Origin of the sequence: Allobosea sp. FBZP-16 (assembly GCF_002831785.1) — a bacterium.
Taxonomy (GTDB): domain Bacteria; phylum Pseudomonadota; class Alphaproteobacteria; order Rhizobiales; family Beijerinckiaceae; genus Allobosea; species Allobosea lupini.
Genome location: NZ_LNCQ01000045.1, coordinates 92,534 through 112,118, shown reverse-complemented (window position 1 = coordinate 112,118; position 19,585 = coordinate 92,534). Strand labels below are relative to the sequence as shown.

At 66.5% G+C, this 19,585-nt stretch carries 17 protein-coding genes; 12 read left to right on the top strand and 5 right to left on the bottom strand.

Annotated elements, in window-relative coordinates; translation table 11 throughout:
* Window positions 1–611: 611 nt before the first annotated feature.
* A complete protein-coding gene (locus CXY91_RS22815; protein ID WP_100963606.1) occupies window positions 612–2,189 on the top strand; it encodes an OpgD/OpgG family glucan biosynthesis protein in 1,578 nt (525 codons plus the stop codon).
* A gap of 157 nt (window positions 2,190–2,346) precedes the next feature.
* On the opposite strand, the gene CXY91_RS22810 is transcribed toward CXY91_RS22815, so the two are convergent.
* Window positions 2,347–2,775, bottom strand: coding sequence for a RidA family protein (locus tag CXY91_RS22810; protein ID WP_100963604.1), 429 nt, complete (start codon window positions 2,773–2,775; stop codon window positions 2,347–2,349).
* A 181-nt stretch (window positions 2,776–2,956) separates the two neighbouring features.
* On the opposite strand from CXY91_RS22810, the gene CXY91_RS31035 reads away from it, so the two are divergent.
* A complete protein-coding gene (locus tag CXY91_RS31035; RefSeq protein ID WP_248307607.1) occupies window positions 2,957–3,691 on the top strand; it encodes an AprI/Inh family metalloprotease inhibitor in 735 nt (244 codons plus the stop codon).
* Window positions 3,692–3,722: 31 nt separating this feature from the next.
* On the opposite strand, the gene CXY91_RS22800 is transcribed toward CXY91_RS31035, so the two are convergent.
* Window positions 3,723–4,340, bottom strand: a complete 618-nt coding sequence (locus CXY91_RS22800; protein WP_158673553.1) for a GNAT family N-acetyltransferase — start codon at window positions 4,338–4,340, stop codon at window positions 3,723–3,725.
* 162 nt (window positions 4,341–4,502) lie between these two features.
* A complete protein-coding gene (locus CXY91_RS22795) occupies window positions 4,503–5,099 on the bottom strand; it encodes a LysE family translocator (RefSeq protein WP_100963599.1) in 597 nt (198 codons plus the stop codon).
* An 89-nt stretch (window positions 5,100–5,188) separates the two neighbouring features.
* Between CXY91_RS22795 and CXY91_RS22790 the strand changes: the two genes are divergently transcribed.
* The 10 genes from CXY91_RS22790 to lpdA all read left to right on the top strand — a co-directional run bounded on the left by CXY91_RS22790 (window position 5,189) and on the right by lpdA (window position 17,717).
* Window positions 5,189–6,061 carry a LysR family transcriptional regulator gene (locus CXY91_RS22790; RefSeq protein WP_199777539.1) on the top strand — a complete coding sequence of 291 codons (873 nt, stop codon included), beginning with the start codon at window positions 5,189–5,191 and terminating at the stop codon, window positions 6,059–6,061.
* Window positions 6,062–6,149: 88 nt separating this feature from the next.
* Window positions 6,150–7,328 carry a cell division protein ZapE gene (zapE, locus tag CXY91_RS22785; RefSeq protein WP_100963597.1) on the top strand — a complete coding sequence of 393 codons (1,179 nt, stop codon included), beginning with the start codon at window positions 6,150–6,152 and terminating at the stop codon, window positions 7,326–7,328.
* 2 nt (window positions 7,329–7,330) lie between these two features.
* Complete coding sequence (locus tag CXY91_RS22780) at window positions 7,331–7,933, top strand: TetR/AcrR family transcriptional regulator (RefSeq protein WP_244543875.1); 603 nt, start codon at window positions 7,331–7,333, stop codon at window positions 7,931–7,933.
* A gap of 246 nt (window positions 7,934–8,179) precedes the next feature.
* Complete coding sequence (gene mdh, locus CXY91_RS22775) at window positions 8,180–9,142, top strand: malate dehydrogenase (protein WP_091836521.1); 963 nt, start codon at window positions 8,180–8,182, stop codon at window positions 9,140–9,142.
* 85 nt (window positions 9,143–9,227) lie between these two features.
* Window positions 9,228–10,424, top strand: a complete 1,197-nt coding sequence (sucC, locus tag CXY91_RS22770) for an ADP-forming succinate--CoA ligase subunit beta (RefSeq protein WP_100963594.1) — start codon at window positions 9,228–9,230, stop codon at window positions 10,422–10,424.
* 9 nt (window positions 10,425–10,433) lie between these two features.
* The gene (sucD, locus tag CXY91_RS22765) at window positions 10,434–11,318 is read left to right on the top strand and encodes a succinate--CoA ligase subunit alpha (RefSeq protein ID WP_091836516.1); all 885 of its coding nucleotides are present in this window, start codon (window positions 10,434–10,436) and stop codon (window positions 11,316–11,318) included.
* A gap of 143 nt (window positions 11,319–11,461) precedes the next feature.
* Entirely contained in the window at window positions 11,462–14,419 is a 2,958-nt protein-coding gene (locus CXY91_RS22760) for a 2-oxoglutarate dehydrogenase E1 component (RefSeq protein ID WP_100963592.1), read from the top strand.
* A 140-nt stretch (window positions 14,420–14,559) separates the two neighbouring features.
* Window positions 14,560–15,846 (top strand): 2-oxoglutarate dehydrogenase complex dihydrolipoyllysine-residue succinyltransferase, encoded by a 1,287-nt coding sequence (odhB, locus tag CXY91_RS22755; RefSeq protein WP_100963590.1) that lies wholly within the window; start codon window positions 14,560–14,562, stop codon window positions 15,844–15,846.
* 9 nt (window positions 15,847–15,855) lie between these two features.
* Window positions 15,856–16,239, top strand: a complete 384-nt coding sequence (locus tag CXY91_RS22750) for an MAPEG family protein (RefSeq protein WP_091836508.1) — start codon at window positions 15,856–15,858, stop codon at window positions 16,237–16,239.
* A gap of 77 nt (window positions 16,240–16,316) precedes the next feature.
* A complete protein-coding gene (gene lpdA / locus CXY91_RS22745; protein WP_100963588.1) occupies window positions 16,317–17,717 on the top strand; it encodes a dihydrolipoyl dehydrogenase in 1,401 nt (466 codons plus the stop codon).
* 50 nt (window positions 17,718–17,767) lie between these two features.
* On the opposite strand, the gene CXY91_RS22740 is transcribed toward lpdA, so the two are convergent.
* Window positions 17,768–18,559, bottom strand: coding sequence for a class I SAM-dependent methyltransferase (locus tag CXY91_RS22740; protein ID WP_100963586.1), 792 nt, complete (start codon window positions 18,557–18,559; stop codon window positions 17,768–17,770).
* A 101-nt stretch (window positions 18,560–18,660) separates the two neighbouring features.
* Window positions 18,661–19,515: a bifunctional methylenetetrahydrofolate dehydrogenase/methenyltetrahydrofolate cyclohydrolase FolD gene (folD, locus tag CXY91_RS22735; protein ID WP_100963584.1), complete on the bottom strand. Its 855-nt coding sequence runs from the start codon at window positions 19,513–19,515 to the stop codon at window positions 18,661–18,663.
* Window positions 19,516–19,585: the final 70 nt, after the last annotated feature.

Below are 19,585 nucleotides of genomic sequence, written 5' to 3'. Positions count from 1 at the left end.
AACGACCGCGACCCGAGGCGCTGTGGAGACGCCTTAGGACTGCGGACGAGACGTCCGGACCCGAAACGCCGTCGATTGGGAGATTAACCCCGCACGCCCGGCAATGAAGGACAAGCCTCTTCGGTGTTGGCCTTTGGAGGACCAACGAGACCAAAAAAGCCCGCTCCGTCGTTGCTTTAAGCTACGTCCCCCGTGGAGATTCGGGGTTCGCCGGTTTCGCCTCCGGCTGCTGGTCGCTGTTCGGGAGCGGCCTTCTTGCGAAAGCCGGGAGCGTGATTTGAGGGGATATCCATCCCCCTCCATCCGTTTCCCATCCCTGGCGGCTGTCCGGCCTCTTGTCCGGATGCCCACCGACCAGCACGCGGCCACAGGCACGTGCGAATTGGGTGAGCTGCATATACGGGCGCGGACTCCGCGCTTCAAGTTTTTTCTGACGGCCGGGACCGGATTTTTTACAGGACGGGGCGGGGGGAGAAGGGCGGCGCTCGCGTTTCCTTTCAACACTGGCCTGCGCAGGCGATGGCTGTGCCCTAGACCAGCCCCATTTCATCGCCTAAGTCGTTGGCGCAGCGCGCCTTCGCGCGTTTATATCCAAGGGGCAAGCTTCGATCATGACGGTTACCGATCGCCGCCGGGTTCTGGCCGGGCTGAGCGCCGCATTGTGCGCCAACGCTGCGCCGCAGGCTTTGCTGGCGCAGCAGCCGGAACAGGCGCCGCCGCAGCCGCGATTCGGCTTCGACGAGGTGGTGCGCCGGGCCCGCGAGATCGCGGCCGTACCCTATGAAGCAGGGCCGGCCTTGCCGGAGGCGCTGACGCGGCTCGATTTCGACGCCTGGCGCGAGATCCGCTTCCGGCCGGAGCGGGCGCTGCTCGCCCAATCGAATTCCGGCTTCCGCATGCAGATGTTCCATCCCGGCTTCCTGTTCACCCGGCCGGTAACGGTGAACGTGATCCGCGACGGCGTACCGACGCCGGTGCCCTATGCCACCAATCTCTTTGATTACGGGCGAACCAAGTTCGACAAGCCGCTGCCGGTCAATCTCGGCTTCGCCGGCTTCCGGCTGCATTACCCGCTCAATGATCCGCGCGTCTTCGACGAGCTGATCTCCTTCATCGGCGCGAGCTATTTCCGCGTGCTCGGGCGCGGGCAGCGCTATGGCCTCTCGGCGCGTGGCCTTTCGATCGGCGCAGGCGTGCCGGGCGGCGAGGAGTTTCCGATCTTCCGCGAGTTCTGGGTGGAGACGCCGGCAGCCGACGCCGAGCGCATCACGGTCTATGCGCTGCTCGATTCGCCGTCCGTCGCCGGAGCCTATCGCTTCCACATCTATCCGGACGGCGACAGCGTGGTCGATGTCGGCGCGGCGCTGTTCCCGCGCAAGCCGATCGAGAAGCTTGGCCTGGCGCCGCTGACCTCGATGTTCTTCACCGGCGAGAACGACCGGCGCTTCCACGACGATTTCCGCAGCGAGCTGCACGATTCGGATGGACTCCTGATCCATTCCAGCACTGGCGAGTGGATCTGGCGCCCCCTGCGCAACGCCCGCGTTCCGGCCACCTCCTCCTTCGTCGAGCGCAACGTCCGCGGCTTCGGCCTGATGCAGCGCGACCGGGTGTTCGAGCATTATCAAGACCTCGACCTCAATTATGAGCTCAGGCCGTCCTACTGGATCGAGCCGCAAGGCGACTGGGGCGAGGGCGTGGTCGAGCTGATCGAACTGCCGACGACCGACGAGACCAACGACAATATCGTCGCGCTCTGGGCGCCGAAGCTGGCGCTGGAGCCGGGGCGCGAATTCCGCTTCGGCTACAAGCTCACCGCGATGCTGGATTCCAGCGATCTGCATCCGGGCGGGCGGGCGATCAACACCTACCAGGCCAAGCCGAAGGCGCTCGGCTCGGGCGAGGCCGTGACCGAGAACACCCGCCGCTTCATCGTCGATTTCGCCGGCGGCGATCTCGGCTATTATCTGAAGCAGCCGGAGAAGGTCGAGATCGTGCCCTCGATCGCCTATGGCCGGATCAACCGGGCCTTCCTGGTGCCGAACCCGAAGACGGAGGGCTTCCGCGCCTTCATCGACATCGTAGTGGAGCCGGGCCAGCTCGCCGAGATGCGCGCCTTCCTGAAGAGCGGCAGCAAGACCCTGACCGAGACCTGGAGCTTCCCCTGGCGCGCGCCCGACGCGAGCTGATCGTCGCGCGGGGCCTGCGCCCGATCACTCGGGTCGTGCCGGGCGACCGGAGGGAGACCCGGGACCCATTCCGGAACGTCTTTCGGCAAGGCTCAGGAACGGATCCGGATCGGCGCCGCTTCGCGGCTTGTCCGGGATGACCTTGCAGGGTGTCGGATCAGAATTTCGGCGCTGTGACCGTGCGCGCCGGCTTGCGCCGCCTTTCGGGCGCGGCCGCGACGACCTCGATCTCGACCTTGAATTCCGGCAGGGTGAAGCCGGAGACGATCATCAGGGTCGAGGCCGGCGGCGGGGTGCCGACATGGGCATCGCGCGACTCCATATAGCCTTTCATATGGGCCCGGTCGGTGACGTAGGCGTTGATGCGGACGATGTCCTTCAGCGTCATCCCGGCCTCGCCCAGGATCGCGGCGATGTTGGAAAAGCAGAGATCGGCCTGCTCCCTGGCTCCTTGGGGGATCGTACCGTCGGCGGCGATGCCGAGCTGGCCGGAGCAGAAGGCGAGCCGCTGGCCGGAAGGCAGTTCGACGCCGTGGCTGTAGCGCGCGAAGGGCGCGCGGATCGAAGAGGGGCTAAGCGGCTTCATCTGATGGTCCGGATGGCGGGAGCATCGTTCTGCCATGCCATAAGCGTGCTGCAAAACCATGTTGAGACTTGACCGATGCGCGTTTTGCAGCCTTGAACCACGCGCACGCCAGATATTTCATGCCGCATTCAGGCAGCATGGGCACAATGCTGCGGACGGGCGACTGGTCGAGATGGTGGGAATGAGCTTCAGGACTTCTGTGCTGCTGCGGGCCGCGAGCCTGCTGCCTCTCGTGCTGCTGACCGCCTGCGCAGGATCGCAGCGTTTCGGTGGCTATGGTTCGGGTTCCGGCCAGGCCGTCGCGCGCGCACCGGTCTATAGCGAGCCGGTCCAGTCGGCGCCGCCGATCCAGTCGGCTCCGATCACCTCCGAGCCCTTGCCGCCACCGGGCGGCTATCCGAGTGGGCCGTCGCCGCAGGCCGGTGGTTATCCCCCTGGCGGTTCCGCGCCGGGCGCGGGCGGCATGCCGCCCCAGAACGATCCGTTCTTCGATCCGCAGGCGGCGCAGCCGGGGCAACAGCCGCCGGTGCAGCAGCAGCGCCCGGTCGAGCCGGCGCCGCCGAGCAACCAGGTCGCCAACGCCAATCCAGGCGCAACGCCGGGCGGCGGCTCGACACGCGGCGGCGCGGTTTCGAGCCGCGACGGCGTCATTGGCAACTGGACGGCACAGGAGGCGACCGGCGGCTCCTGCCGGGTGCAGCTCTCGAGCTCGCCTTCGCTCGACCTCTACCGCGCCAACGCCACGGGCTGCAGCAATCGCGACCTGCAGCAGGTCAACGCCTGGGACTACCGCGACGGCGAGGTCTATCTCTATCAACGGGGGGGAGCGGTGGTGGCGCGCCTGCGCGTCGGCAGCGGCGGTGCCATGAACGGCGCGATCACCAAATCGGGCGCCGGGCTCTCGATGAATCGATAAGCACGGCGCCCGTCGTTCTTGCGAGGCCGTGTCAGTGCCGCGAGGCGCTCCGGCTGAACAAGCCCTGCGGCCAGAACTTGCGCTGCAGCGAGAGCGACAAGGTCGCGAAGCTGCGGGCGTTGTCGAGGGCTTCGTCGAGCAGGGTGAACGGCGTCGGCGCGCCGGTGGCGATCCGACCCTCGACATCGGCGTAGCCGCCGACCATCTCGGCCTCGAACTTGCGCGCGAGATTCCGCATCGCCGCGTTCTCCGGCAGGCAGGTCATGTAGAGCGTGCGGATATTGCGGTTGCGTGCGGCCGTGATCAGACGGCTGAACAGCTCCCCGCCGATGCCGCGCCGGCGCCAGTCGCGTTCGACGCTGAAGGCGGCTTCGCCCGTCTGGACGATAATCTCCTCCAGCCCGCGCAATTCGGCGGCGCCGCGAATCTCGCCGGCCTCGACATAGGCGTATACGAGCCCGCCGACACCGAATGTGGTATCGGCGTAAGCGCGGAGAAAATCATCGTTGACCGCCGTCCCGAACCGCTCGCGCCGCGTGGCGGTGTCGAGACGAAGCAGATGGGCGGTGAAGAGGTCGCGCTCGGCAGGCCAGAGACGCCTGACCTCGCCGTGTCTGGCCTTGGCGCCAGACTTGATCGAACGGTTCAATTGCAACTCCTGTGAAAGCGCGGATGGCGCTGCCCAAAGGAGGCGTGTCTTCCCTAACTCGGATGCCAAGATGAGCTTCTGATCTGGGAATGCAAGAGGCGCAATTGCGGCAATTTACGGCTAGATGCCTGTAAGACTGGCCGGAATGGTCAAGATTGTGCGCTATCGCCACATGGTGGCGATCGAGGCGGCCAATGCCAGCGCAAGCGCGATGTTGAGGGCGCGCCATTGCCAGGCCTGCGTGAGTAGCCGCGCCAGAAGCAGTCCGGCGACGCACCAGAGCATCAGCGACAGCAGCGCGAGCACTCCGAAGACTGTGCCGAGCAGGGCGGCGAGTTCTCCCGCACCGCGGGCGAGCTCTCCGAAGGAGGCGGCGGCGCCGAGCGTCATCGCCCAGCCCTTGGGATTCTGGAGCTGGATCCAGAGCGCGCCGGCAAAGCTCGTTGGCCTGGCGATACTCCTGTCGAGATGCGGCGGGCCGCTGCGGCCGATCCTGATTGCGAGCCATAGCAGATAAGCCGAGCCGGCGAGCTTCATCGCGAATTCGAGCGAGGGCATAGCCAGGAGCAGACCGGCGAGCCCGGCCGCAGCCGCGACTGCCATTCCGGCCAATCCGATAGCGACGCCGACCATAAAGGGCAGGGAGCGACGGAAGCCGAAATGGGCGCCGGAGGCGGTGGCGAGGGTCGTGGTGGCGCCCGGTGTCACCGTCGAGATGGCGGCGAAGGCGATCAGCGGCAGGACCGATTCCGGGGACATGAGGCGGCTCCAAAATGGAGCCGAGGACATAGGTCTCCTGGCGGGATCATGAAAACGAATGTTGAAGGGATTCGGCATTACGATCCATAATGCCCGCCATGCGCAATCTCGACCTCGAACTGATCCGGGCTTTCGTCGCCGTGGCCGACCATGGCAGCATGACCGTGGCTGGCAATGCGCTGCATCTGACGCAGAGCGCCGTCAGCCAGCAGATCATGCGGCTTGAGCGGCGGCTCGGGCAGGCCCTGTTCCTGCGCGAGCGGCGCGGATTGAAGCTGACGGCCTCGGGCGATCGATTGCTCGCCAAGGCGCGCCGGCTGCTCGGTCTCAATGACGAGATCTGGGCTGAGATGACGACAAGCTGCGCCGGTACGGTGCGGCTTGGCGTGCCCTATGACCTCGTCGGCACCGCGCTCGCGCCGATCCTGAAGGGTTTTGCCGAGGCGAGCCCGCTGGTCGAGATCTCGCTGGTCTGCGCGTCCTCGCCGCAATTGCTAGAGGCGCTCGGCAAGGGCGAGGTCGATCTTGCTTTGGTCGAGGAGCCGCTTTCGGCCGCCGGCGGGGAATGCCTCGGAATCGAACGGCTGGTCTGGGTCGGCGCCAGGGCCGGCACCGCTCATCTGAAACAGCCACTGCCCTTGTCGCTGGTGGCCGATAGTTGCGCCTTCCGGCCGGCCGTGACCGAAGCGCTCGACGGGCAGGGGCGGGCGTGGCGCAGCGTGTTCGAGAACGGCAACATCGATGCGACCACGGCGACGGTTCGGACCGACCTTGCCGTAACCGCCTGGCTCGCCTGCACCGTGCCGTCCGATCTCGACATTCTCGGGTCGGCAGAAGGGTTGCCCGAGCTGCCGCCCTTCGCGATCACGCTGCATCTGTCGCGCTCGCAGCCCTCGGAGTCGGCGCGCGAGCTCGCCCGCCATCTGCGCGCCGGCTGGGTGCGCCCGCGCCAGGCCGCATAGCGCGCCGGCCTCGCCGAGGGTTGCGGGGCGGGCCGCCCTGCCGTAACCCGGAAGGCGACGTCTCTCCCTGCTGTCCCGCCTCCAGGCCATGTCCGCCACGCTCCCCGAACGCTATGACACCCTGGTCGCCTCGGGCGCGATCGAGCGCGATCCGGCACAGATCGCCGTCGTCAGGCGGCTGCAGGCGCTGTCCGAAACCCTCGCGAGCCGCAAGCTGGCGAAGAAGAGCAGCGCGCTCGGCTGGCTGTTCGGGCGCAAGCAGCCGGCTGCGGATGCAGTCAAGGGCCTCTACATCTGGGGCTCGGTCGGCCGCGGCAAGACCATGCTGATGGACCTTTTCTACGAGACGGTCCCGGTTGCGGCGCGCCGGCGCGTGCACTTCCACGCCTTCATGGCCGATGTGCATGAGCGCATCCATGCCTATCGCCAGGCGCTCAAGGCCGGCACGGTCAAGGAGCCGGACCCGATCGGGCCGGTGGCGGCGGAGCTGGCTGAGGAGGCGAGCCTGCTCTGCTTCGACGAGTTCACCGTCACCGACATCGCCGATGCGATGATCCTCGGGCGATTGTTCACCAAGCTCTTCGCCGACGGCGTCACCGTGGTCGCGACCTCGAATGTCGAGCCGTCGCGGCTGTATGAGGGTGGTCTCAACCGCGCGCTCTTCCTGCCCTTCATCGACTTGCTCGCCAGCAAGGTCGACGTGATCAAGCTGGAGGCGCGCACCGATTTCCGGCTGGAAAAGCTCGGCGGCGCGCCGACCTATCACGTGCCCGCCGACGACAAGGCGAAGGCTGCGCTCGACAAGGCCTTCAGCCAGCTCACCGGCTTGGCGCAGGGGGCGCCAACGACGATCGCGATCAAGGGCCATGAGCTCAAGCTGCCGCAGGCGGCGGGCGGCGTGGCGCGGGCGAGCTTCAAGGACCTCTGCGCCCAGGCCTATGGCGCCTCCGACTATCTCGCGCTCGCGCAGCACTTCCACACGCTGATCCTCGACGACATCCCGATCATGGACATCGAGCGGCGCAACGAGGCCAAGCGCTTCATCATCCTGATCGACACGCTCTATGAGAGCCATGTGAAGCTCGTCGCCTCGGCGGCGGCAGAGCCGACCGGGCTCTATGTCGCGCAGAACGGCCGCGAGGCCTTCGAGTTCGACCGGACGGTGTCGCGCCTGATCGAGATGCGTTCGGAGGAATACCTCGCCTTGCCGCACGGCCGGGCCGACTCGGCGGCTAGCGGCGACGCGACCGGGCTGGTGGAGACCTGAGCGTGGCTGCGCCGCGCGAACCGAGCGAGATGCGCATTCTCTCGGTCGCCGGCGAGCATCTGCGCCGGCACGGCCTGCGTCGCTTCACCGTGGTCGCGGTGGCGGAAGAGGCGGGCATGACCCATGCCAATGTCTATCGCTACTTCCCCTCGCGCACGGCGCTGATCGATGCTGTCGTCGATGTCTGGCTGAAGGCGGCCGAGCGTTCGCTCGCCGACATCGCCGACGGGCCTGACCCTGCCGAGGACAAGCTCGAGCGCCTGATCCTGGCGCTCGCCAAGGCGAACCGCACCCTGCTGCACGAGGAGCCGCATCTGTTCGCGGCGCTGTCGCAGGCCGTGGCAAAGCGCCATGCGATCAGCCGGCGCAACAGAACGCGCGTGCGCGCCCTGTTCGAGCGCGTCATCGACGACGGCATCGCCACGGGCGCCTTCGAGCCGCGCGACCGCGACCGCGCTATCGCCTTCGTGATCGATGCCACCCACCGCTTCATCCATCCTGCCTCGCTGGAACTGGAGGCGGATGTGCCGCAGGCCTCGGTCGATGCCAGGCTCGCCACGCTGATCCGGGTGGCGCTGCGCACGCTTGCGACCGGTGTCATCTGAAAAAAATGACAGTTTTTGTAAATTGTAACTGCCCCATTGCGAGGCAGCCTGACGGGTCGTCGCGGTTGGTTAGCGCCTAACGGTTTGTTATTCCACGATATTCGCCGCCAGCTATGTCTCAACGACCAATTCGGGCTATTCCAATGTGCCTTCGTGCGCGGGGTTGAGCCCGGAAGCGGCTTGCGTCAAAGAACCGTCGGCTTTTCGGCTTCAACTGCTCTCGCATCCAACAACAAGGATTCGGCAATGGCCCGCAAGAAGATCGCCCTCATCGGCGCCGGACAGATCGGCGGCACGCTCGCGCACCTCGCGGGCCTCAAGGAGCTGGGCGACGTCGTCCTGTTCGATATCGCCGAGGGCATTCCCCAGGGCAAAGGCCTCGATATCGCCGAGTCCGCCCCGGTCGACGGCTTCGACGCCGGCTACAAGGGCACGCAGTCCTATGAGGACATCAAGGGCGCCGACGTGATCATCGTCACCGCCGGCGTGCCGCGCAAGCCCGGCATGAGCCGCGACGACCTGATCGGCATCAACCTCAAGGTGATGAAGTCGGTGGGCGAGGGCATCAAGCAGTATGCTCCCAAGGCCTTCGTGATCTGCATCACCAACCCGCTCGACGCGATGGTCTGGGCGCTGCAGAAGTTCTCGGGCCTGAAGCCCAACATGATCTGCGGCATGGCCGGCGTGCTCGACTCCGCCCGCTTCCGCCACTTCCTCGCCGACGAGTTCAAGGTCTCGGTCAAGGACGTCTCGGCCTTCGTGCTCGGCGGCCATGGCGACGACATGGTGCCGCTGGTCCGTTACTCCGGCGTCGCCGGCATCCCGCTGCCCGACCTCGTCAAGATGAAGTGGACGACGCAGGAGCGTCTCGACGCCATCGTCGAGCGCACCCGCAAGGGCGGCGGCGAGATCGTCAACCTGCTCAAGACCGGCTCGGCCTTCTACGCCCCGGCCGCTTCGGCGATCGCCATGGCCGAGAGCTATCTCAAGGACCAGAAGCGCGTGCTGCCCGCGGCGGCCGCGCTCAAGGGCCAGTACGGCGTCAAAGACATGTTCGTCGGCGTGCCGGTGGTGATCGGCGCCAAGGGTGTCGAGCGGGTCGTCAAGATCCGCCTCAACGGCGCCGAGAAGGAGATGCTGGCCAAGTCGGTCGCCTCGGTCCAGGGTCTGATCGACGCCTGCAAGAGCATCGACGCGTCATTGGCGTGAGACAGACGGATGGCGTGATGGCCGGCGGCAACGTCTTGCGCCATCACGCCGTCGCCTCTCCCTTTACCGGCACAGGACATCAGGCATGAACATCCACGAATATCAGGGCAAGGCGGTTCTCAAGGAGTACGGTGCGCCCGTCTCCGCCGGCTTCCCGGCGCTATCGGTGGCGGAGGCCGTCGAGGCGGCGAAGAAGCTGCCCGGACCGCTCTATGTGGTGAAGAGCCAGATCCATGCCGGCGGGCGCGGCAAGGGCAAGTTCAAGGAGCTGCCGGCCGATGCCAAGGGCGGCGTGCGGCTCGCCAAGTCGATCGAAGAGGTCGAGAGCCACGCCAAGGAAATGCTCGGCAACACGCTGGTGACGGCGCAGACCGGCCCGGCCGGCAAGCAGGTCAACCGCCTCTATATCGAGGATGGCTCGGACATCGCCAAGGAGTTCTACCTTTCAGCGCTGGTCGATCGCGAGACCTCGCGCGTCGCCTTCGTGGTCTCGACCGAGGGCGGCATGGACATCGAGAAGGTGGCCCATGACACGCCCGAGAAGATCCTGACCTTCTCGGTCGATCCGGCGACCGGGATCATGCCGCATCACGGCCGCACCGTCGCCAAGGCTCTGGGCCTCAGCGGCGACCAGGCCAAGCAGGCGGCGAGCGTGCTCGGGCAGATCTATGCCGCCTTCGTCGGCAAGGACATGGCGATGCTCGAGATCAACCCGCTGATCGTGACGACGCAGGGCCAGGTCAAGTGCCTCGACGCCAAGGTCTCGTTCGACTCCAACTCGCTCTACCGCCATCCCGAGCTGATGGAACTGCGTGACGAGACCGAGGAGGACGCGAAGGAGATCGAGGCCTCGAAATACGACCTCGCTTATATCGCCCTCGACGGCACCATCGGCTGCATGGTCAACGGCGCGGGCCTCGCCATGGCGACGCTCGACATCATCCAGCTCTACGGCGAAAGCCCGGCGAACTTCCTCGATGTCGGCGGCGGCGCCTCGGAGGAAAAGGTCACGGCGGCCTTCAAGATCATCACCGCCGACCCGAAGGTGAAGGGCATCCTGGTCAACATCTTCGGCGGCATCATGAAGTGCGACGTCATCGCCCGCGGCGTGATCGCGGCGGTGAAGACGGTCGGGCTCGAAGTCCCGCTGGTCGTCCGTCTTGAAGGCACCAATGTCGAGGAAGGCAAGGCGATCATCCGCGATTCCGGCCTCAACGTCATCCCGGCCGATGACCTCGACGACGCCGCGCAGAAGATCGTTGCTGCGATCAAGAAGGCTTGAGGTAAACCGATGTCCATCCTGATCGACAAGAACACCAAGGTCATCTGCCAGGGCTTCACCGGCAAGAACGGCACCTTCCATTCCGAGCAGGCGATCGCCTATGGCACGCAGATGGTCGGCGGCACCTCCCCGGGTAAGGGCGGCTCGCTCCATCTCGGCCTGCCCGTCTTCGATACCGTCGCCGAGGCGCGCGACAAGACCGGCGCGACGGCTTCAGTGGTCTACGTGCCGCCGCCGGGCGCCGCCGACGCGATCTGCGAGGCGATCGACGCCGAGATCCCGCTGGTGATCTGCATCACCGAGGGCATCCCGGTGCTCGACATGGTCCGGGTAAAGCGCTCGCTCTCGGGCTCCAAGACCCGCCTGATCGGGCCGAACTGCCCGGGCGTCGTCACCGCCGGCGAGAGCAAGATCGGCATCATGCCGGCCAACATCTTCAAGCCCGGCTCGGTCGGCATCGTCTCGCGCTCCGGCACGCTGACCTATGAGGCGGTGTTCCAGACCACCAACGAAGGCCTCGGTCAGACCACTGCGGTCGGCATCGGCGGCGACCCGGTCAAGGGCACCGAGTTCATCGACATGCTCGAGATGTTCCTCGCCGACGAGAAGACGACGTCGATCGTGATGATCGGCGAGATCGGCGGCTCGGCCGAGGAAGAGGCGGCGCAGTTCATCAAGGACGAGGCCAAGCGCGGGCGCAAGAAGCCGATGGTCGGCTTCATCGCCGGCCGCACGGCTCCTCCCGGCCGCCGCATGGGTCATGCCGGCGCGATCATCTCCGGCGGCAAGGGCGGGGCCGAGGACAAGATCGCGGCGATGGAAGCGGCGGGTATCCGGGTCTCGCCGTCGCCGGCGCGCCTTGGAAAGACCTTGGTCGAAGTATTGAAGGGCTGAGGAACGGGGCATTCCGGGACGCGCCGCAGACGCGGCCCCGGAACCCATGAACACAGGTCGCGATAGCAAGGGTGCTGTCGCGGTTATGGATCCCGGGTTGGCCGCGCCGGCCCCGGGATGACGGAGAGGAAGGCAGGACGATCATGGCTCGCCAGGACATCAACGAGGCTCTCGCGCAGACGGGTTTCCTCTATGGCGGCAACGCGGCCTATATCGAGGACCTCTACGCCCGCTATCAGGCCGACCCCAAGTCGGTCGATCCGGAGTGGCAGGGCTTCTTCTCCGCGCTGAACGACGACAAGCAGGCGATCGTCGACAACGCCAAGGGCGCGTCCTGGAAGAAGCCGAACTGGCCGATCCCGGCCGGCGGCGAGCTGGTCTCGGCGCTCGACGGCAACTGGGCCGCGGTCGAGAAGGCTGTCGGCGAGAAGCTCGGCGCCAAGGCCAAGGCTGCCGGCGCGACCCTCTCCGCCGCCGACGTCCAGCAGGCGACGCGCGACTCGGTCCGCGCGATCATGCTGATCCGCGCCTATCGCATGCGCGGCCACCTCCACGCCCAGCTCGATCCGCTGGGGATCGAGAGCCAGAAGGATCCGGAGGAGCTGTCGCCGGCTGCGTTCGGCTTCACCGAGGCCGATCTCGACCGCAAGATCTTCATCGACAACGTGCTCGGCCTGGAGTTCGCCACCATCCGCGAGATGACGGCGATCCTGCAGCGAACCTATTGCCAGACCATCGGCATCGAGTTCATGCACATCTCCGATCCCGAGCAGAAGGCTTGGCTGCAGGAGCGGATCGAGGGGCCGGACAAGGAGATCGCCTTCACCCGCGAGGGCAAGAAGGCGATTCTGAACAAGCTCGTCGAGGCCGAAGGCTTCGAGAAGTTCCTCGACCTCAAGTTCACCGGTACCAAGCGCTTCGGCCTCGATGGCGGCGAGTCGCTGATCCCGGCGCTGGAGCAGATCATCAAGCGCGGCGGCTCGCTCGGCGTGCGCGACATCGTCTTCGGCATGGCCCATCGCGGCCGCCTCAACGTGCTGACCCAGGTCCTGGGCAAGCCGCATCGCGCCCTGTTCCACGAATTCAAGGGCGGCTCCTTCGCGCCCGACGACGTCGAGGGCTCGGGCGACGTCAAGTACCATCTCGGCGCCTCCAGCGATCGCGAGTTCGACGGCAACAATGTCCACGTCTCGCTGACGGCCAACCCCTCGCATCTCGAGATCGTCGACCCCGTGGTGCTCGGCAAGGTCCGCGCCAAGCAGGACCAGTTCGGCGATATCGTCGAGCGCTCCAAGGTGCTGCCGCTGCTGATCCACGGCGATGCCGCCTTCGCCGGCCAGGGCGTCGTGGCCGAATGTCTCGGTCTCTCCGGGCTGAAGGGCCACCGCACCGGCGGCTCGCTGCACTTCATCATCAACAACCAGATCGGCTTCACCACCTATCCGCGCTATTCGCGCTCCTCGCCCTATCCGTCCGACGTGGCGAAGATGGTCGAGGCTCCGGTCTTCCATGTGAACGGCGACGATCCGGAAGCGGTCGTCTTCGCCGCCAAGATCGCGATCGAGTTCCGGCAGAAGTTCCACAAGCCGGTCGTGATCGACATGTTCTGCTATCGCCGCTTCGGCCATAACGAGGGCGACGAGCCGGGTTTCACCCAGCCGCTGATGTACCGCAAGATCCGCGGCCACAAGTCGACGCTGGAGCTCTACAGCACCAAGCTCGAAGCCGAGGGCGTGATCCAGCCGGGCGAGCTCGACCAGATGCGCGCAGCCTGGAAGGAGAAGCTCGAGGTCGAGTTCGACGCCGGCCAGGCCTTCAAGCCGAACAAGGCCGACTGGCTCGACGGCCGCTGGGCCGGCATGAAGGCGATCCGCGCCGACGAGGACGATCCGCGCCGCGGCGCCACCGGCGTGCCGGAAGCGACGCTCAAGGAGATCACGCAGAAGATCACCGAGGTCCCGGAAGGCTTCAACGTCCACAAGACGATCCAGCGCTTCCTCGACAACCGCCGCAAGGCGGTCGAGAGCGGGCAGGGCATCGACTGGGCGACGGCGGAAGCGCTGGCCTTCGGCTCGCTGCTGCTCGACGGCAACCCGGTGCGCCTCTCCGGCCAGGATTGCGAGCGCGGCACCTTCTCGCAGCGCCATTCTGTGCTGATCGACCAGGAGACCGAAGCCCGCCACACCTCGCTGAACCATATCCGCGAGGGCCAGTCGCGCTACGAGGTCATCAACTCGATGCTCTCGGAAGAGGCTGTGCTGGGCTTCGAATACGGCTACACCTTGTCTGAGCCGAACGCGCTGACGATGTGGGAGGCGCAGTTCGGCGACTTCGCCAATGGCGCGCAGGTCGTGTTCGACCAGTTCATCTCCTCGGGTGAGCGCAAGTGGCTGCGCATGTCCGGCCTCGTCTGCCTGCTGCCGCACGGCTATGAGGGCCAGGGTCCGGAACACTCCTCGGCCCGCCTCGAGCGCTTCCTGCAGATGTGCGCCGAGGACAACATGCAGGTGGCGAACTGCTCGACCCCGGCGAGCTATTTCCACATCCTGCGCCGCCAGCTGAAGCGCGACTTCCGCAAGCCGCTGATCCTGATGACGCCGAAGTCGCTGCTGCGCCATAAGCGCTGCGTCTCGGACCTCAGCGAGCTGGCCGAGGGCTCGACCTTCCATCGCGTGCTGCACGACGATGCCGAGCGCGGCAAGTCGACCACCAAGCTGGTCAAGGATTCCAAGATCCGCCGCGTCGTGCTCTGCTCGGGCAAGGTCTATTTCGACCTGCTGGAGGAACGCGAGAAGCGCGGGATCGACGATGTCTACCTGATGCGCGTCGAGCAGCTCTATCCGTTCCCGCTGAAGTCGCTGGCCCACGAGCTGGGGCGCTTCAAGGGCGCCGACGTCGTCTGGTGCCAGGAGGAGCCGAAGAACCAAGGCGCCTGGACCTTCGTCGAGCCCTATCTGGAATGGGTGCTGGGCCATGCCGGCTCGAAGTCGAAGCGGCCGCGCTATGTCGGCCGCCCGGCCTCGGCCGCGACTGCGACCGGCCTGATGTCGAAGCACGTCGCCCAGCTCAACGCCTTCCTGGACGAGGCTTTTGCCGCTTAAACACTGCGTCATCCCGGACAAGCCGCGTCAGCGGCTCCGATCCGGGATCCATGCCTGAACCGTTCCGGAATGGATCCCGGCTCTGCGCTTCGCTCCGCCCGGGATGACATCCACGAGATCCGAATAAGAAGAGGCCTGACATGGCGACCGAAATCCGCGTTCCGACCCTCGGCGAATCCGTCTCCGAGGCCACCATCGGCAAGTGGTTCAAGAAGCCCGGCGACACGGTGAAGGCGGACGAGCCTTTGGTCGAGCTCGAGACCGACAAGGTGACGCTGGAGGTCAACGCTCCGGCCGCTGGCGTGCTCGGCGAGATCGTCGCCAAGGAAGGCGAGACGGTCGGCGTCAGCGCGTTGCTCGGCACCATCGCGGCCGGCGACGGCAAGGCCGCTGCACCGACCAAGGACGAGAAGAAGGCGGACACTGCCGTGGCGCAGGCCGCCGGCAAGGCCGGGGCCGAGACCTCCGCCGATGCGCAGAAGAAGGCCGGCGAAGTCGCCGGCGACACGCAGATCAAGCCGGCGACCAAGGCCGCCGATTCCGGCCCGGCCGTCTCGCGCCTTGCGGCGGAGAGCGGCGTCGATCCCTCCAAGGTCGCAGCGTCCGGCAAGGATGGCCGCGTCACCAAGGGTGATATGCTCGCTGCGATCGCGACCGGCCCGGCCGTCGTCGCTGCCGCGCCTGCCGCTCCGGTTCAGGTCCGGGCGCCGTCGGCTCCGGACGATGCGTCGCGCGAAGAGCGCGTCAAGATGACCAAGCTGCGCCAGACCATCGCGCGCCGCCTCAAGGAAGCCCAGACCAACGCCGCGATGCTGACCACCTTCAACGAGGTGGACATGACCAACGTCATGGCGCTGCGCAACCAGTACAAGGACGTCTTCGAGAAGAAGCACGGCGTGAAGCTCGGCTTCATGGGCTTCTTCGTGAAGGCCGCCGTGCAGGCGCTGAAGGAGATCCCGGCCGTCAACGCCGAGATCGACGGCACCGACATCGTCTACAAGAACTATTACCACATCGGCGTAGCCGTCGGCACCGACAAGGGCCTGGTCGTGCCGGTGGTGCGCGATGCGGACGAGCTCTCCATCGCCGGCGTCGAGAAGAAGATCGGCGAGTTCGGCAAGAAGGCCCGTGACGGCGCCCTCAAGATCGAGGAGATGCAGGGCGGCACCTTCACGATCTCGAATGGCGGCGTCTACGGCTCGCTGATGTCGACGCCGATCCTGAACGCGCCGCAGTCGGCGATCCTGGGCATGCACAAGATCCAGGAGCGCCCGATGGTGGTCGGCGGCAAGATCGAGATCCGCCCGATGATGTATCTCGCGGTCAGCTACGACCACCGCATCATCGACGGCAAGGAAGCGGTGACCTTCCTCGTCCGGATCAAGGAAGGCCTGGAAGACCCGGCGCGCCTCGTCCTCGACCTCTGAGGCGAACCCATGCTCTCGCTGATCGTCGCGAGCGTCGCCCTGCTCTTCGTCCATATCGGAGCGCAGGCGATCGCGGCGACCAGCGAGCTGGGCTCGGCCTGGAATGCCGGGCCGCGCGATGACGATGTGAGGCCGCAAGGCGTCTTCGCCGGGCGGGCCGAGCGGGCGCTGCGCAACTATCTGGAGACCTACCCGGCTTTTGCAGTGCTGGCCGTGGCGTTGGTCGCGAGCGGTCGTATTGATGGCATCGGCTTCATCGGCGGCGCGGTCTGGCTCATCGCCCGCATCGTCTACATCCCGCTCTACCTCGCCGGCATCCCCTATTGGCGTACCCTGGTCTGGTTGGCCGGCGCAGTCGGCCTGGCGTTAATGGCAATCCGGCTGTTGGCCTGAGGAAGGCGGAGCATCGCTTCGGACCCAACGCGCCATTGGCGCAACAGCAATCGTAAAGTCTGAACGGAAGAGAGACCATGTCCTACGATCTCGTCGTCATCGGAACCGGCCCCGGCGGCTATGTCTGCGCCATCCGCGCTGCCCAGCTCGGCCTCAAGGTCGCGGTGGTCGAGAAGCGCAAGACCCACGGCGGCACCTGCCTCAACGTCGGCTGCATCCCCTCCAAGGCGCTGCTGCATGCGTCCGAGATGTTCGAGGAGGCCAGCCATACGTTCCCGAGCCTCGGCATCACCGTCGGCAAGCCCAAGCTCGACCTAAAGCAGATGCTGGTCCACAAGCAGGAGACCATCGACGCCAACGTCAACGGCGTCGCCTTCCTGCTGAAGAAGAACAAGATCGATCCGTTCCACGGCACAGCCTCGATCCCGGCGGCCGGCAAGGTCGTCGTCACCGCCGAGGACGGCAAGACGCAGGAGCTCGCGACTAGGAACATCGTCATCGCCACCGGCTCGGAATCGGCGGCGCTGCCGGGCGTCACCACCGACGAGAAGACGGTGGTGACCTCCACGGGCGCGCTGGAGCTTGCGTCCGTGCCGAAGGAGCTGCTGGTTGTCGGTGCCGGCGTAATCGGCCTGGAGATCGGCTCGGTCTGGGCCCGGCTCGGCGCCAAGGTCACGGTGGTCGAATATCTCGACCGCATCCTGCCCGGCATGGATGACGAGATCGCCAAGCAGTTCCAGCGCATCCTGCAGAAGCAGGGCTTCACCTTTCATCTCGGCTCGAAGGTCACCAAGGTCGACGTGGCCAAGAAGGGTGGCGCCACCGTCACGGTCGAACCGGCCGCCGACGGCGAGGCCAAGACGCTGAATGCCGACATCGTGCTGGTCGCGATCGGCCGGCGCCCGAACACGGATGGTCTGACCCTCGACAAGGCCGGCGTCGCAACCGAGCGCGGCCGCGTCGTCATCGACGACCACTTCAAGACCAATGTCGACGGCATCTACGCTATCGGCGATGTGGTGCGCGGGCCGATGCTGGCGCATAAGGCCGAGGATGAGGGCGTCGCCGTCGCCGAGATCCTTGCCGGCAAGCATGGCCATGTGAACTACGACGCGATTCCGGGCATCGTCTACACCGCCCCCGAGGTCGCCGCGATCGGCAAGACCGAGGAAGAGCTGAAGGCTGCGGGTGTCGCCTACAAGGTCGGCAAATTCCCGTTCACGGCCAATGGCCGGGCGCGCGCGATGCGGCACACCGACGGTTTCGTCAAGTTCCTCGCCGATGCCACGACCGATCGCGTGCTCGGCTGCCACATCATCGGCCCGCATGCCGGCGACCTGATCGCCGAGGTGACGGTGCTGATGGAGTTCGGCGGCTCGGCCGAAGACCTCGCCCGCACCTGCCACGCCCATCCGACGCTGGCCGAGGCGGTCAAGGAAGCGGCGCTCGCCGTCGACAAGCGCCCGATCCACATGTGAGGCGAGGTCGCTGCCCGCGCGACGACGCTTTCAATTGCGGGGCCGGCGCGTCAGTGAGACGTGCCGGCTTTTTTGCAGACGAGGTTCAGGAGCCCGTCGCGGCTGGTATCGTCGCCCGCTGCGAGCGGGCGGCCATCCTCGCCGAAGCGGGCCAGGATCTCGAATCCGGCCGCCTCGAGCTGGCGTTCCTGCGTCGCCAGGTCGATGAAATAGAACAGCCCGCTCCAGCGATGGGCAGGGTCGACATGGATGGCGTAGTCTGCCTCCTCACGCGCGAAGGGCCGCAGGCGCAGATAGTTGATCCAACTCTGCGGATGGACCGAATTCACGATCTCGCGCGGGTGCCAGGAGCGGGCATGCAGCGGCATGCCGCCGGCGCGGCTCCAGGCGCGATTGTGGAAGGAGAAGGCGAAGACGCCACCCGGCGCCAGCACCTCACGGATCGACGCGATGACAGCCAGCCGCTCGGCATGATCGAAGGCGCTGAGAATGGCGAGGGCGCCGAGCACGAAATCGAAGCGGCCGGGGCCGAACTCGCTGATCGCGCGGACATCCATGTCGAGGAAGGTCGCGCCCGGGAAGCGGCGCCTGGCGACGGCCAGCATGGCCTCGGCCTTGTCGATCCCGACATAGTCGGCAACGTCAGGCAGCAGCGCGCCAGTCGTGCGGCCGGAGCCGACGCCGAGATCGAGCAGGCGCTTGCCGGCATAGGCGTGCTGGAAGCGTTCGAGGATCACCGCTTCGGAGGCAAAGAGACTCTGTTCGCCGTACCACTCGGCGATCTCGGCCCGGTCGAACAGATCGGCATTGTGCCGGGCGATGTCGATGGCCGAGCCTTGCATGGCGCGCCTCCACGTCGTTCGAGAGCCCGACCATGCTCCCGCCCGCGGCGCCGCACAAATTCTTGGTTAATCTATAGTTAACGCCGGCGCCCGCGTCCGACCTATCCGCGCCGGGCGCGATAGGCGGTCAGCGTGTTGCGCAGCAGGCAGGCGATGGTCATCGGGCCGACGCCGCCGGGGACCGGCGTGATCGCGCCGGCGACTTCAGCCGCCTGCGCATAATCGACGTCGCCGGCGAGCTTGCCGTCGGGCATGCGGTTGATGCCGACATCGATCACGGTCGCGCCCGGCTTGATCCAGTCGCCCTTGACCATGCGCGGCCGGCCGACTGCGGCGACGACGATATCGGCGCGCTTCACAACGGCCGGCAGGTCACGCGTGCGCGAATGGGCGATGGTGACGGTGCAATCGGCCTGGAGCAGCAATTGCGCCACCGGCCGGCCGACCAGTTCGGAGCGGCCGATGACGACCGCTTCCAGCCCCGATAGCGCGGGCAGCGCCTGCTTCAGCAACAGCATGCAGCCGAGCGGCGTGCAGGGCACGAGGCCGTTCTTGCCGCCGGCGAGCAGGCCGGCATTGATCGGGTGGAGGCCATCGACATCCTTGGCCGGGTCGATCGCATCGATGATGCGGCCGGTGTCGATATGCTTGGGCAGCGGCAGCTGGACGAGGATGCCGTCGACGCCGTCATCGGCGTTGAGCTCGGCGATCTTGGCGAGCAGCGTCGCTTCCGTGGTCTCGGCCGAGAGGCGATGGGCGACGGAGTTCATCCCGATCTCGGCCGCGAGCTTCTCCTTGGAGGCGACATAGACCTTGCTGGCCGGGTCTTCGCCGACGAGCACGACATGCAGGCCGGGCACGGGCTTGCCGGCTGCCTTGAGCGCCGCAACCTCGCGACCGATTTCGGCCCTGAGTTCCGCCGCCGCTGCCTTGCCGTCGATGATGCGTGCCGCCATGACCAGCTCCTTGGTGAGGCATCGGATCGAAAAGCGGATTCCAGTTTCCGGTTTGATGCCCTGCGCCGCT

Bases quoted from the DNA above. Each gene is read 5' to 3' on its own strand.
- CXY91_RS22815 (WP_100963606.1), top strand. From the start codon at position 612: ATGACGGTTACCGATCGCCGCCGGGTTCTGGCCGGGCTGAGCGCCGCA.
- CXY91_RS22810 (WP_100963604.1), bottom strand. From the start codon at position 2,775: ATGAAGCCGCTTAGCCCCTCTTCGATCCGCGCGCCCTTCGCGCGCTAC.
- CXY91_RS31035 (WP_248307607.1), top strand. From the start codon at position 2,957: ATGAGCTTCAGGACTTCTGTGCTGCTGCGGGCCGCGAGCCTGCTGCCT.
- CXY91_RS22795 (WP_100963599.1), bottom strand. From the start codon at position 5,099: ATGTCCCCGGAATCGGTCCTGCCGCTGATCGCCTTCGCCGCCATCTCG.
- CXY91_RS22790 (WP_199777539.1), top strand. From the start codon at position 5,189: ATGCCCGCCATGCGCAATCTCGACCTCGAACTGATCCGGGCTTTCGTC.
- zapE (WP_100963597.1), top strand. From the start codon at position 6,150: ATGTCCGCCACGCTCCCCGAACGCTATGACACCCTGGTCGCCTCGGGC.
- mdh (WP_091836521.1), top strand. From the start codon at position 8,180: ATGGCCCGCAAGAAGATCGCCCTCATCGGCGCCGGACAGATCGGCGGC.
- sucC (WP_100963594.1), top strand. From the start codon at position 9,228: ATGAACATCCACGAATATCAGGGCAAGGCGGTTCTCAAGGAGTACGGT.
- sucD (WP_091836516.1), top strand. From the start codon at position 10,434: ATGTCCATCCTGATCGACAAGAACACCAAGGTCATCTGCCAGGGCTTC.
- CXY91_RS22760 (WP_100963592.1), top strand. From the start codon at position 11,462: ATGGCTCGCCAGGACATCAACGAGGCTCTCGCGCAGACGGGTTTCCTC.
- odhB (WP_100963590.1), top strand. From the start codon at position 14,560: ATGGCGACCGAAATCCGCGTTCCGACCCTCGGCGAATCCGTCTCCGAG.
- CXY91_RS22750 (WP_091836508.1), top strand. From the start codon at position 15,856: ATGCTCTCGCTGATCGTCGCGAGCGTCGCCCTGCTCTTCGTCCATATC.
- lpdA (WP_100963588.1), top strand. From the start codon at position 16,317: ATGTCCTACGATCTCGTCGTCATCGGAACCGGCCCCGGCGGCTATGTC.
- CXY91_RS22740 (WP_100963586.1), bottom strand. From the start codon at position 18,559: ATGCAAGGCTCGGCCATCGACATCGCCCGGCACAATGCCGATCTGTTC.
- folD (WP_100963584.1), bottom strand. From the start codon at position 19,515: ATGGCGGCACGCATCATCGACGGCAAGGCAGCGGCGGCGGAACTCAGG.